The 13,703-nt window shown below is 47.9% G+C and carries 15 protein-coding genes; 1 reads left to right on the top strand and 14 read right to left on the bottom strand.

The annotated features are described in order from the left end of the window. Positions 1–8 precede the first annotated feature (8 nt). The 14 genes from sucC to smc form a co-directional block, all read right to left on the bottom strand. On the bottom strand, positions 9–1,169 hold the full coding sequence (sucC, locus tag Q9R23_RS03380; RefSeq protein ID WP_023468732.1) for an ADP-forming succinate--CoA ligase subunit beta: 1,161 nt from the start codon (positions 1,167–1,169) through the stop codon (positions 9–11). A gap of 87 nt (positions 1,170–1,256) precedes the next feature. Further along, positions 1,257–1,517: an EscU/YscU/HrcU family type III secretion system export apparatus switch protein gene (locus Q9R23_RS03375; protein WP_311246405.1), complete on the bottom strand. Its 261-nt coding sequence runs from the start codon at positions 1,515–1,517 to the stop codon at positions 1,257–1,259. Next, positions 1,514–2,380: a flagellar hook-length control protein FliK gene (locus tag Q9R23_RS03370; protein WP_311246404.1), complete on the bottom strand. Its 867-nt coding sequence runs from the start codon at positions 2,378–2,380 to the stop codon at positions 1,514–1,516. Before Q9R23_RS03370 ends, Q9R23_RS03375 begins: the two co-directional genes overlap by 4 nt. Before the next feature lie 12 nt (positions 2,381–2,392). Next, positions 2,393–3,145: a ribonuclease HII gene (locus Q9R23_RS03365; RefSeq protein ID WP_290759270.1), complete on the bottom strand. Its 753-nt coding sequence runs from the start codon at positions 3,143–3,145 to the stop codon at positions 2,393–2,395. A 51-nt stretch (positions 3,146–3,196) separates the two neighbouring features. Then, positions 3,197–4,060 carry a ribosome biogenesis GTPase YlqF gene (gene ylqF / locus Q9R23_RS03360; RefSeq protein WP_214854541.1) on the bottom strand — a complete coding sequence of 288 codons (864 nt, stop codon included), beginning with the start codon at positions 4,058–4,060 and terminating at the stop codon, positions 3,197–3,199. Positions 4,061–4,206: 146 nt separating this feature from the next. Continuing rightward, the gene (gene lepB, locus Q9R23_RS03355) at positions 4,207–4,746 is read right to left on the bottom strand and encodes a signal peptidase I (protein ID WP_311246403.1); all 540 of its coding nucleotides are present in this window, start codon (positions 4,744–4,746) and stop codon (positions 4,207–4,209) included. A 104-nt stretch (positions 4,747–4,850) separates the two neighbouring features. Next, positions 4,851–5,204, bottom strand: coding sequence for a 50S ribosomal protein L19 (rplS, locus tag Q9R23_RS03350; protein ID WP_023468738.1), 354 nt, complete (start codon positions 5,202–5,204; stop codon positions 4,851–4,853). Between the two features lie 112 nt (positions 5,205–5,316). Beyond that, entirely contained in the window at positions 5,317–6,045 is a 729-nt protein-coding gene (gene trmD, locus Q9R23_RS03345; protein ID WP_311246402.1) for a tRNA (guanosine(37)-N1)-methyltransferase TrmD, read from the bottom strand. Continuing rightward, positions 6,042–6,551, bottom strand: a complete 510-nt coding sequence (rimM, locus tag Q9R23_RS03340) for a ribosome maturation factor RimM (protein ID WP_290759276.1) — start codon at positions 6,549–6,551, stop codon at positions 6,042–6,044. The genes trmD and rimM overlap by 4 nt, the downstream gene beginning before the upstream one ends. Positions 6,552–6,613: 62 nt before the next feature. Further along, positions 6,614–6,889, bottom strand: coding sequence for a 30S ribosomal protein S16 (gene rpsP, locus Q9R23_RS03335; RefSeq protein WP_023468741.1), 276 nt, complete (start codon positions 6,887–6,889; stop codon positions 6,614–6,616). Between the two features lie 93 nt (positions 6,890–6,982). Then, entirely contained in the window at positions 6,983–8,332 is a 1,350-nt protein-coding gene (gene ffh / locus Q9R23_RS03330) for a signal recognition particle protein (RefSeq protein ID WP_214854544.1), read from the bottom strand. 12 nt (positions 8,333–8,344) lie between these two features. Continuing rightward, the gene (locus Q9R23_RS03325; protein WP_023468743.1) at positions 8,345–8,665 is read right to left on the bottom strand and encodes a putative DNA-binding protein; all 321 of its coding nucleotides are present in this window, start codon (positions 8,663–8,665) and stop codon (positions 8,345–8,347) included. 99 nt (positions 8,666–8,764) lie between these two features. Continuing rightward, positions 8,765–9,769: a signal recognition particle-docking protein FtsY gene (ftsY, locus tag Q9R23_RS03320; RefSeq protein WP_311246401.1), complete on the bottom strand. Its 1,005-nt coding sequence runs from the start codon at positions 9,767–9,769 to the stop codon at positions 8,765–8,767. Continuing rightward, positions 9,766–13,329, bottom strand: a complete 3,564-nt coding sequence (gene smc, locus Q9R23_RS03315; protein ID WP_311246400.1) for a chromosome segregation protein SMC — start codon at positions 13,327–13,329, stop codon at positions 9,766–9,768. Before smc ends, ftsY begins: the two co-directional genes overlap by 4 nt. A gap of 126 nt (positions 13,330–13,455) precedes the next feature. On the opposite strand from smc, the gene Q9R23_RS03310 reads away from it, so the two are divergent. After that, a complete protein-coding gene (locus Q9R23_RS03310; RefSeq protein WP_023468746.1) occupies positions 13,456–13,656 on the top strand; it encodes a DUF1128 family protein in 201 nt (66 codons plus the stop codon). Positions 13,657–13,703 lie beyond the last annotated feature (47 nt).

The raw sequence follows: 13,703 nt of genomic DNA, 5'->3' as shown, positions 1-13,703 counted from the left end.
GCTCCCCCTTACTTCACGAGCGCAGCAATTTTTTCTGCGCCGTCTGCCATTGATGTAGCTGCTGTAATCGCTAGACCTGAATCTTTGAGAATTTGTTTTCCTGCATCAACGTTCGTCCCTTCAAGACGAACGACGAGCGGCAATTCGAGACCGACTTCTTTTGTCGCCGCAACGATACCTTCTGCGATGACGTCACATTTCATGATTCCACCGAAAATGTTAACGAAAATCCCTTTGACGTTCTCATCCGACAAGATCAGTTTGAAGGCTTCTGTTACCTTTTCCTTCGTTGCACCACCACCGACATCAAGGAAGTTCGCAGGATCACCACTGAAGTGTTTGATGATATCCATCGTTGCCATGGCAAGACCAGCACCATTGACAAGGCAGCCGATATTTCCATCGAGCGCGATGTAGTTCAAATCACTCTTCGATGCTTCGACTTCGCGTGGATCTTCTTCTGTTTCATCGCGTAACGCCACGATGTCCGCATGACGATACAATGCGTTCGAGTCGAAGTTCAACTTCGCGTCCAGCGCGAGAACTTCACCATCCTTCGTCGTAACGAGTGGGTTGATTTCTGCGATCGAACAATCTTTGTCAACGAAGAAATTATAGAGTTTCGTGACCATACCGACGAACTTGTTGACGAGCTTCACTGGAACACCCATTGCGAACGCGAGTTTACGCGCTTGGAACCCTTGAAGACCAACAGCAGGATCGACGACTTCTTTAATGATTTTTTCCGGTGTCGCTTCCGCCACCTCTTCGATGTCCATGCCACCTTCACTTGAACCCATGATGACGACACGACCTGTCACACGATCAAGTACGATTCCAAGATAGTATTCTTTGTCAATCGCACAACCCTCTTCAACGAGAAGACGTTGAACGACTTTTCCTTCTGGACCTGTTTGGTGCGTGACGAGCGTTTTGCCGAGTAACTCCGTCGCATATTCCTTCACTTCTTCTTGCGATTTCGCAAGCTTGACGCCACCTGCTTTACCGCGTCCCCCCGCGTGAATTTGAGCTTTGACGACTTTAATCGGGCCTGACAATTGTTCTGATGCATCGACCGCCTCTTCGACGGTGAAGGCTGCGATTCCGTTTGGTACGGGTACACCGTACGAACGAAGTAATTCTTTTGCCTGATACTCATGTACATTCATGAAAAAATCCCCCTTAACCCCTTTAGTTTCGGCTCTTTCATTGTAGATAAAATTGGAAGCGCTGTCTATCGTTATCGACCGAAAGCTTTATTTTTTCAGAATTTCATCTTGATCGAGACGATATAAAAAGGCGAATAATTCGGCAATGACACCGTATAGTTCTTTTGGAATCTGTTCTGATACTTGAACAGCATCCAGTAACGTCATCAGCGTCTCGTCCTGCCGGATCGGAATATCGTGCTTTAATGCCTCTTCTAAAATCCGTTCCGCGATGTGTTCTGATCCCTTAGCGACGACTTTCGGCGCATGCATCTGTTCTTCGTATGATAGAGCAATCGCTTTTTTCATATATGAAGATCCACCCTTCCATTACGCGTCGAGATATCATGTGGTACACGTTCTTTCGTCTGTTCGACCCAATCGAATCGTGTCAATGCGTAACCTTGTTCCTCAAGACGCGTCTGAATTTGCGGCGTGTAGGCTTGCATGAACGTATTGACGTATGCATTTGGATGAAAGACGGAAATCGAAACGTTCCGGTCTACGATCAAGACATCAATTGCGACCTCACCAAGCGTCGGTAATTGTAAGTATAAGACGATACGGGCATGATTTGGATCAAACGTTCGTTCGAACGGTGCTTCCATCATGAGATCAACATCTTCGAAAGGTCCGAATTGAGGTAATTGAAATAAATATACTCCTTTTCCTACTTCATTTGTTGCTTGAACGAGTTGTTGCGCTAAAATTTGATCACTCGTCTTTCGATCAAGCGATCGACCTGCCTCGTCGCCCTTTGCCAATTGAACGAGTTCAGTAAGAGCGTGTTTTAACTGCTTCGCTTCTCCTTCCGTCACGGGTTGACCGATTTGCCTTAGTAGTTCCCGTGTTTCCGCAGTCGGTACCGTCTGGCGCTGTAAAAAGGAATCGAGTAACTGGGGTAATGCTGATTTTTGCGGGACAGACTCAGTCGAGATGATTTTTAAGACCGGTTGTCCTTCTGCTGAAACGACTTGAAAGCGATACATGCTCCCTTCTTTTAGTTCAGCCGTCGTCCCTGCCGTCAAGACGCGTTGACCGACCTGTAGTTCCATTAATCCGTCCGGCAACAGTTTTAAGACTTTGCCGACGATGTTTGCGCCTTCCCGTAACGGTAAGTTCGCATGATCGATGATTTTAAATGGTAGTAAGGCACGATGTTCGATGTGCATGCTCGATCCCTCCTAGAGACGTTCTTTGACAGGACGGAATGTTTTTCGGTGAATCGGTGTGACGCCCAGTGTATCAAGCGCTTGTAAATGCGTCGCAGTCCCGTAACCTGCGTGTGTTTCAAATCCGTATCCCGGATACTCGATCGCGTATTGTTCCATCATCGCATCTCGTGTCTCTTTTGCGACGACGCTCGCTGCTGCGATGGAGACACTTCTCGCATCTCCTTTGATGAGAGAGAGTTGTGGTGTATCGTCGTCGAGTGTCATCGCATCAACCAGCAAGGCATCAGGTTTGAGTTGACGAACCGCGACTTGCATTGCCCGTTTCGATGCTTGATAGATGTTGATCTCGTCAATTTCAGCTGGTTCGATGATGCCGACCGCAATCTCTGCAACGTCTTGTAGGTGTTTAAATGCCGCTTGTCGTTGTATTTTACTCATTTGTTTTGAATCCGTTAGGCCTGGATGATAGAATCCTTCTGGTAAGATGACAGCTGCCGCGACGACTGGACCAGCAAGCGGTCCCCGTCCCACTTCATCCACTCCGGCAATCCGTCTATATCCTTGCTGATGATACTGTTCTTCGAACGTGAACCGCTCCTTGAAATCGATCCGTTGTTGCTCTTCGAGAGCAAATCGTCGTTCTGTCTGACGAAACAGTGTATGCACCCCTTTTCGCGCGTCCGATGCGAGTTCCTGCTTCAATTGTGAAAACTCCTCGATCGTGATGTTGTGTAGACGTTCCTTTAATTCCGTAATCTTCATCTGTTTCGCTCCTTTGAAAAAAACTTGGACATCGAAGGATGTCCAAGTCCGTTATGCACGCGTTTCCCATTCTTCCACTGTTTCGAGCGTCACACGCCCTAGCTTTTCCGTCCGTAGTTCATGCAGAAGCATTTCACTCGTCCGTTCGAAATCGACGTAGCCACCTGAAACGAATCCGCGCTTTTTACCGATGGCTTCGAGTACATCAACCGCTTCTCCTGATACTTCGTCGAGACGATAACGCTCACGTAACTGCTCCGGATAACGCGTCTTGAGCTCACGAAGGGCAAACAGCGCGATATCATCGATGTTTAAGATATCATCCTTGATCGCTCCTGTCGCTGCCAACCGATACCCGACGACTTGATCGTCGAACTTCGGCCAAAGGATACCTGGTGTATCGAGTAATTCCATCTCGCCTGTCTTCATCTTGATCCATTGCTGGCGTTTCGTCACACCTGGGCGGTCACCCGTGATCGCAATGTTCCGACCGGCGAGTCGATTGATGAGTGTCGACTTCCCAACGTTTGGAATGCCGATGATCAAGGCACGAATCGCACTCGGATTCCGCCCTTTCTCCCGCATTCGTGCATGTTTTTCTTTCATTAGTCGTAAAGCACCTTCATGAATTTGATTCAATCCTTTATTGTGCTTCGCGTCGACCGCGACGACATCGACACCATCTGCCCGTAATGCGTGCATCCACTGTTCTGTCACTCGTTTGTCCGCCATATCCGCTTTGTTGAGGACGATCAATCGTGGCTTACCTGCCGTGATTTGTTCGACCATCGGGTTACGGCTCGACATCGGAAGACGTGCATCGACAAGTTCGATCACCACATCGATCAACTTTAATTTTTCTGTGACTTCCCGCCGTGCTTTGGCCATGTGACCGGGGAACCATTGAATCGTCATATCCTTCACCTCGTTCATATATTCCTGGACTTCTTGCTGATCATACGATACTTGAAAAAACATCCACTCTCTAGTATACGCAACTTAAGGCAAGAAAAGAAGATGAGGTACTTACTTTTACGGTAAGCGTCTCATCTTCTTTCGTTTTAATCGACAGAGCGTACATCATTGAATGGATAGAAAACGAAGTTCGTCGTTCCGACGATTTGATCCTCATCCACAAAACCGATATCACGACTATCTTTTGAATTTTGACGATTATCTCCCATGACGAATATCTTCCCTTTTGGAACAGTCGTTTTTCCTGTCCGTTCCTCAAGTGTAAAGTCCTCCGTCAATGGAACACCATTCATCTGAGCTTTGTACTCTTTTAAATACGGTTCAGCTACTTTCTTATCGTTGACGTACAACGTATCGTCTTTATAATACATCGTATCTCCCGGAACAGCGATCACTCGTTTGATATAGTCGCGTGTTTCCGTTGCATGAAAGACGACGATATCGCCTCTTTCTGGTTCATTAAAATAATACGGAATCTTATTGACGATCATCCGATCCGCATTGTGTAAGGTCGGCATCATCGATTCCCCATCGACGATGACGGGTACGAACAGGAACGTTCGAATGATGAACGCGATGACAAGCGCTACGACGAGCGCTTTTACCCAACTGAATAACTCCTTCACGAATTCCACTCCCTTGATTAACGCAATTTCTTCCTATGGACTAGTATACGCATAAACAACAAAAAAAAGAAGCTTGTCCGGAGACAAGCCACTTTTTCACATGATTAACGACGAATTTCTTTAATACGCGCCGCTTTACCACGAAGGTTACGGAGGTAGTAAAGTTTCGCACGACGGACTTTACCGTAGCGAACGACTTCGATTTGTGCAACACGTGGTGAGTGGAGCGGGAAAGCACGCTCAACGCCAACTCCGTAAGAAATTTTACGGACTGTGAATGTTTCACTGATGCCGCCACCGTGACGTTTGATGACTACGCCTTCGAAGAGCTGAATACGCTCACGCGTACCCTCGACGACTTTAACGTGTACACGGACTGTATCCCCAGGACGGAACGCAGGGACGTCTGACTTGATTTGTTCTTGTGTAAGTTCACGGAACAATTGTTGTGTGTTCATGAATGATTTCTCCTTTTTTCACCAATGTTCTTATCTTCATTTGCTTTCAGCATCCGACAGCGGAACATCGTTAATGGGTGGCTTTTGCCACATGTTTTAACTTATCATAGATTCAATCGTTTGACAATCCTGAAATCGATTCTAAATAAAGACGATCATCCTCGGTTAATGGAGCATCAGTCAACAGATCCGGACGACGCTCAAATGTCCGTTTTAATGACTGTTCCCGTCGCCATTTTGCAATCTGCGCATGATTGCCTGATAACAAGACGTCTGGTACCTGGTATCCTGCATATTCAGCAGGACGTGTATAGTGTGGATATTCAAGAAGTCCCGTCGAAAAGGAATCATCTTCATGACTCGCAGATGCACCGAGGACATCCGGTAAGAGGCGGACGACAGCGTCAATCATTGTCATCGCAGCCAGTTCCCCTCCCGTCAAGACGAAGTCCCCAAGCGAGACCTCATCCGTTACAAGATGATCATGAATCCGCTGATCAAATCCTTCGTAATGACCACATAGGAAGACCAGTTCTTCTTCTTGTGCCCACTCTTCTGCCATCCGTTGCGAAAAACGTTTACCGGTCGGTGTCATGACGATGATTCGTCGTTTTCCTTCCGGCAGACTCGCCATCGCGTCGAAGACGGGTTGAGGGGTCAACAGCATGCCTGCTCCCCCACCATACGGATAATCATCGACTTTACCATGACGATTCGTCGAGAAGTCTCGAAAATTGATTGTTTCAAGACTGACACGTTCATCATCTTGCGCTCGTTTGACGATTGAATGATCGAGCGCTGAAAACATTTCCGGAAACAGCGTCAACACTCGGATGTTCATTCTTCAATCAATCCTGGAAGCGGTGTGATCTGGATACGTTTTTGCTCGACATCGACGGAAGCAACGACTTGCTCGATATACGGGATCAGGACATCCTTTTTCCCATCGCGTTTGATCGTCCAGACGTCGTTTGCGCCTGTTTCAAGAATGTCGGATATGACTCCGATTTTCGTTTCACCGTCATAAACCGTACAACCGATGATCTCATGATAGTAAAATTCATGCTCGTCTAAGTCTTGTAAATCTTCTGCGTGGACATAGAGTTTCAATCCTTTATACTTCTCGACGTCATTGATATGGTGCATCCCTTTGAACGTCACCATGATGAATTGTTTGTGTTTTCGGTAACCACTGATCGTCACCGGTGTATACGTACCTTCAGAGCCAATGAAGACTTCCTTTCCGACTTTAAAGCGTTCTTCCGGGAAGTCCGTGCTCGCGAGTAACTTTAATTCACCTTTTAGACCATGTGTATTGGCGATTTTCGCAATTTCCAACCATTCCATTCATTTCACTTCCTTTCTTGAATTAAAAAAAGGAGGTAAGCTTTTGCTCACCTCCTAACGTCTTACTTCGCGAGTTTCGCGTTGTGGAATTTCTCCATGATACCAGCTTGTGAGAAGAGGTTACGAACTGTGTCCGAAGGTTTAGCACCTTCAGAGAGCCATTTAAGAGCTAGCTCTTCGTTGATTTTAACTTCTGCTTCTGGTTTAGCAACTGGATTGTAGTATCCGATTTGCTCGATGAAACGACCATCACGTGGTGCACGTGAGTCTGCTACTACCACACGGTAGAAAGGTGATTTTTTTGCGCCCATGCGCTTAAGACGAATTTTAACTGCCATTCGTAAGTCCCTCCAAATAATAGATGATTTTTTCGTTTAGTCAAATTGACAACTTCATTAGTATACAACGTTACAGCAAAAGAGAAAAGACTTTTAAAAGAATGGAAGGCCAAAGCCTTTCTTTTTCCCTTTGCCCATCTGTCCGGAAAATTGTTTCATCATTTTCCGCATGTCTTCGAACTGTTTAATGAGACGGTTGACTTCTTGGATACTGCGTCCGCTACCACGGGCAATCCGCTTCCGACGACTCGCATTCAAGATTTCAGGTTCAGTCCGCTCTCGTTTCGTCATCGATTGGATAATCGCTTCGACATACACGAGTTGCTTCTCATCGATTTGGGCGTTTTTCAACCCCTTCATCTTCCCTTTACCTGCCCCAGGGATCATTCCCAACAGTTCGTCGAGTGGACCCATCTGTTTCACTTGCTGCAACTGCTCGATGAAATCATCGAATGTAAACGATGCATCGCGCATTTTGCTTTCTAACTCTTTGGCACGCGTAGCGTCCATTTGTGACTCTGCTTTTTCAATCAGTGTCAGCATGTCTCCCATGCCTAGAATCCGAGACGCCATCCGCTCGGGATAGAATGGTTCGATGGCATCGAGCTTCTCTCCAAGACCGACGAACTTAATCGGTGCTCCGGTGACTGCCTTGATGGAGAGTGCTGCACCACCTCGCGTATCTCCGTCGAGCTTCGTCAGAACAACCCCCGTCACGCCAAGCTTCTCGTTGAAGCTTTCTGCGACATTGACGGCGTCCTGACCCGTCATCGAATCGACGACAAGGAAGATTTCATGCGGTTTGGCGATCTCTTTAACATCAACGAGTTCCTGCATTAGTTCCTCATCGACGTGCAGACGACCTGCCGTATCGATCAACACGATATCGTGATGATGCTCTTTTGCATAATCGAGTGCACCGGTAACGATTTCTTGCGGACTGACCTGATCTCCCATTGAGAAGACCGGCAACTCCAATTGTTGCCCGAGTGTCTCTAATTGTTTGATTGCTGCCGGACGATAAATATCCGCCGCAACAAGCAAAGGACTACGATTATGTTTTTTACGTAAATGATTGGCAAGCTTACCCGTTGTCGTTGTTTTACCTGCCCCTTGCAGACCTGTCATCATGATGACGGTCGGAGGACGGTTCGCAAGCGTCAACGGTGACACTTCCGCACCCATCAGATTCGTCAATTCATCATGGACGATCTTGACGACTTGTTGCCCTGGCGTCAAAGATGTCATGACGTCCTGTCCGACGGCACGTTCCTTTACATCATTTACGAATTGTTTGACGACCTTGAAGTTGACGTCGGCTTCGAGTAGCGCTAAGCGAACTTCGCGCATCATCTCTTTGACGTCTGCTTCAGAAATCTTACCTTTACCTCGCATTTTAGCGAGACTGGCTTGAAGCCGTTCCGATAATCCTTCGAATGCCATTAAGAATGCCTCCTACTCTAATTGCTCCAATGTCTCAATGATCACTAGGGCTTCACCCGGAAGGTCGCATTGCTTCAGCTGATCGAGTAACTGCTTTCGCCGTTCGTGTTTCTTGAACAGCGATAGTCGTTCTTCATACTGCTCGAGCATGGCTTCCGTGCGTTTTATGTTGTCGTAGACTGCTTGTCGGCTGACTTCAAACTCATCGGCGATCTCACCTAAGGAAAAGTCATCTAAGTAATAGAGTGACATGTAATTCCGTTGTTTTGGCGTCAAAAGCTCCTGATAAAAGTCAATCAGATAGTTCATCCGGTTCGTTTTATCAAGTGTCATCCGAGCACCTCCGCAATGTTAAGTGAAATCCCTTTACAGATAGTATAGTACAGCCCTCACAGTGTGTTGTCAAGTTTTTTTCTTTACATGAAACGTCGCTTATTCTGCGCTTTCTTCCATGTCAACGTTTTCTTTTTCTTCAAAGACATCACCGAACAATCCATACACGAATTGTTCTGCATCAAACGGTTGTAAATCATCGATTTTTTCACCAAGACCAACGAACTTGACCGGGAGGTTCAATTCGTTCTTGATCGCAAGGACGATTCCACCTTTTGCTGTTCCATCAAGCTTCGTCAAGACGATCCCGCTGACGTTCGTCGCTTGTTTGAAGGCTTTCGCCTGCACCATCGCGTTTTGTCCTGTCGTCGCGTCAAGCGCCAGCAATACTTCATGAGGAGCGCCTGGAATTTCACGTTCGATGACACGCTTGACCTTTTCAAGTTCGTTCATCAGGTTGACCTTGTTTTGAAGGCGTCCTGCCGTATCGCAAATCAGGACATCGACCTTACGTGCTTTAGCTGCTTGGACAGCGTCGTAAACAACAGCGGCCGGATCCGATCCTTCTCCTTGACGGATGACCGGTACACCGGAGCGTTCGCCCCAGACTTGCAGTTGATCGATTGCACCCGCACGGAACGTATCACCCGCTGCTAACATGACGCTCTTGCCTTCTTGTTTCAAGCGATTCGCAAGTTTCCCGATCGTCGTCGTCTTCCCGACCCCGTTGACACCGACGAAGAGAATGACATTCAGCTCGTGATCGAGATCAAGTGCTGTCTCTTCCTCTTCAACTAACATCTTCGCAACGACTTCAACGAGGACATCACGTACTTCTTTTGGATCCTTGACGTTACGTCGTTTAACTTCTGTCTTTAACTCTTCGACCAAATCCATTGTCGTCGTCACGCCGACGTCGGCTTGAATCAATACTTCCTCTAATTCTTCGAAGAAATCCTCATCGACTTCGCGGAAACGATAGACGAGATCATTGACGGCACTTGCTAGTCCATCGCGTGTCTTCGTCAGTCCTTGTGTGAATTTCGTCGTGACTTCTTGCGTCGAAGTCGTCAAGCGGTCTTTCAGTTTTTTAAAGAAACTCATTGTTTAATCTCCTTTGGTTCTTCACTTAATGTACGTCGTGCCTCTTCTAGTTTAACGGATAACACTTCAGATATCCCGTTTTGCTGCATCGTGACGCCGTACAAGACGTCTGCCGCCTCCATCGTCCCTTTCCGATGAGTGATGATGACGAACTGTGTCTCGCGCGCTAGCTGATGGACGAATTCGCCGAATCGCGCGACGTTCGCTTCATCAAGTGCCGCCTCGACTTCATCGAGGACACAGAATGGGACAGGACGGGTCTTTAGAATCGCGAACAAGAGAGCGATCGCTGTCAAGGCACGCTCTCCACCTGACAAGAGCGACAAATTTTGTAACTTTTTACCTGGCGGTTTCGCGACGATATCGATTCCGCTCGTCAGTAGATCAGTCGGATCGACGAGTACAAGGTCGGCTTCTCCACCCCCGAACAACTCCCGGAACGTTTCTCGGAAATGCTCACGGACGGCATCATACGTTTGTCGGAACAATCGAATGACTTCACGGTCCATCTCTTCAATGACACTATAGAGATCCGTTTTAGCTGCGACGAGATCATCTCGTTGCGCCGATAGGAACGTAAACCGTTCATCGACTTCCGCGAATTCTTCGATTGCACCGATATTGACGATGCCGATTTCTTCGAGTTGACGCTTGAGCAGATGAATTTCCTCTTTTGCCTCTTCATACGATAGATCAAGTGGTGCAATCAGTTCGAGCAGTAATCCCATCTCTTCCAGCATTTCTTGTCTTGTCTCAAGACGCGTGCTCGTTTTCCCTTGCGAGAGTCGTAGCTGCTCGAGTGCCTGTTTCGTCGTTTGTTGATCGTCCTTCGTCTTCGCTTCGCGGATCCGGATCAAACGTAGGGATTCTGCTTGTACTTGAATCCGTTGCCCAATCGCGACGAGTTCGGTCTCGACCCGTTGTTGTTCCTGTTCCTGTTCACGCTGCTCGCCGTGCAAGGCATCGATTTTCGCTTCATCAAAGCCTTCAAGGACATGACGTAAGTCACGGCGTTTATGACCTCGTTCAAGCTTCGCGTGACTGACCTGTTCCGTCAGACGCTCGATATCTTGCGTGAGTTGCGCTTGTTTCATTTGAATCGTCCGCTCTTCAAGAACTGCTTCTGCTTGTTCTTTCTTCAGTTCGTCCATCGTGACGGCACCACGGGCTTGAGCATCCTTGAGACGATCAAGTGCTTGTCTGAGCTCTGTTTGACGTTCTGTCCATTTCGCGATCTCGACTTCTGACATTTCGATGATACGGCGTGCTTCCTGTTCTTGTTCGAGCACACGTGCCATCTGCCGATCTTCAACCGATAATTCGGACGTCATGACGGCGAGGTGACGCTTCGCATCTGCCAACGTATCCCGCGATTGCTCGAGTTGTCCTTGTAATTCTTGAATCGTTTCTGTCCGCGGCCGAGCAGTAGCATCAAGCGTCTGAATCGCCGCTCTTAGATCTTCCAAGCGGCGCATCTGTTCCCGAATGACCGCTTGCCCTCGCGTCAGTCCCTCTTTTAACTCGTCGAGCTCGCGCGATTGACTGAACAATGGTGTGCCTTTTTTCCGACTTCCGCCGGTCATCGTTCCACCGACGTTGACGACATCCCCTTCGAGCGTGACGAGACGATAGCGATGTCCTGTCGAACGGGCAATTTGGTTCGCTTGTTCAAGTGATTCGACGACGAGTGTCGTACCGAGTAAGTTCATCTTTAATTTCGTCAGCGTCTCGTCTGTCGTCACAAGATCACTTGCGATCCCGACAAATCCAGACATCCCCCCGACTTGTTCTCGCACCGAACGGTTGACTTCACGTGCTTGGAGTGAGGCGAGCGGCATGAACGTCGCTCGACCGGCATTTAAGCGTCGCAGTTCCTGGATTAGAAGACGTCCTGTCGCATCGGTATCAACGACGATGTTTTGCATCGCCCCACCAAGCGCCGTCTCGATTGCCGCTTCAAATCGCGCCGGGACCGAAATCAACTCCGCGACCGCTCCGTGAATACCTGGGTACTGATCTCGTTGTTTTAATATCGTCTTAACGGCACCGAAATAACCGCTATAGTCGGCTTTGACGGATTCAAGAAATTCAATCCGATCTTCCGTCTTATGACGACGTCGCTCTAAATCCGCAACGGACTGTTCGACTTGGCGTAACGCATGTTGTTGTTCGTCTCGCGCCGCGAATGCCGTTGCCTCTTCCTCAATCGCTTGATCTAATTCTGTCCGGATCGAAGCAACGTCCGCTTCTAGTCGAGCGACGTCTTCCTCGAGTTGACGACGGGTCGATTGTTTCGTACCGCTGTCCGCCGTAAAAGAACGTTGTTGTTCTTCTGCCTGCATGAGATCTTGCTTCGCCCGATTATAAGCATTATTCGTCGCAGCTAATCGGCTCGCCACTTCAAAGGCTTCCGAACGTAATGCTTCGGCTTCCTTATCAAAATCACGATCGGTTTGTGTCAGCGCTTGATCAGCTCGTTCTCGCTCAGCCGTAATCCGTTTTGCTTCCTGATCGACTTCTGCTTGACGCTCCTGTAAAGCGGTTAGTTCGAGTTCCAGTTCCTTGACGCGTTCTTCGACGATCGCGACCTCTTGTTCGAGTCGCTCTTTCGTCTCGGTACCGTGTTTTTCACGTTCTTTTGCTAGGTTAAGGGCACCTTGGATCTCAACAAGTCGCGTCGAGACATGTCGAAGTTGCTCCTGCAACGCGTTTTCTTGTTGTCGTTCTTCTTCAAGCGTCGCTTCTTGTTTCTCCCGGGACACGACGGTCTCTTCGTGAGTCGTCTTTTGAGATGCAAGACGTTCTTCACATTGTGCGATATCACGCGCCAGTGTTTCGAGCTCCGTCTGATACGTCGTGATTTCATGCGCCAAGATGCCACGTTCCAGTACATCATGCCGTTCTCGAGCGACGAGATACTCTTTCGCGAGCGCCGCTTGTTCACGTAACGGCTCGATTCGTCCACCAAGTTCATATAAAATATCATCGACACGTGATAGATTCGCTTCCGTATCATTTAATTTCCGTTCGGCTTGCTTTTTGCGATGACGATACTTCAAGACGCCTGCTGCTTCTTCGATGACAGCACGACGTTCTTCCGGTTTTCCGGAAATGACTTGTTCAACTCGCCCTTGTCCGATGATCGCAAAGGCGTCACGCGACAAGCCTGTGTCCATGAACAAATCAAGGACATCCTTCAGGCGACATGGTTTTTTATTTAAAAAATAATCGCTATCGCCATTGCGGCTGACACGCCGCGTGACACTGATCTCCTGATACGGTAACGCGACCGTTCCCGACTCGTTGTCTAAGACGAGCGTCACTTCGGCAAATTGTTTCCGGTGTTCAGACAGACTGCCGGCAAAAATAACATCTTCCATCTTCGCCCCACGTAGTGACTTCGCAGATTGTTCTCCGAGTACCCAACGGACAGCATCCGATATATTTGATTTTCCACTTCCGTTTGGTCCGACGACTGCCGTGACACCCGGAAGGAATTCTAGTTCAGTTCGACTGGCAAATGATTTGAAGCCATTGATTTCAATTCGTTTTAAGTACATCTTGATCACCCGTATGTTTAAATTTCTTTTGAATTTCTTTCAGTTTACCATAGCCGAAACGCTAGCAACATGATAGGTTTTAAGGTAGTATCATGCGAAACGAGAAGAAGAGGAGCGAATAACACGATGACGATTGAACAAATGATTGAAGCGATCTTAGATAAATTGAATATCATCAACAAAGGGGTCATTAAAGCAGAACAGTTCGATGGCTCAAAAAATGAGGACTTAAAAGAGATTTATGAGTTCGTCATGATGCGAGACTCGTTATCACTCGCAGAGGTCGACGCGATCGTCGACGAACTGAAATCCCTCAAGACCGTCTAATCAAGCGAGCCTCAGACGATAAAGGCCGATCATCTCTCACGCGTTTG

It is taken from the genome of Exiguobacterium sp. BRG2, assembly GCF_031844245.1.
GTDB lineage: Bacteria > Bacillota > Bacilli > Exiguobacteriales > Exiguobacteriaceae > Exiguobacterium_A.
Note: the sequence above shows the minus strand (reverse complement) of the source record. Positions and strands in the feature narration are given on the sequence as shown.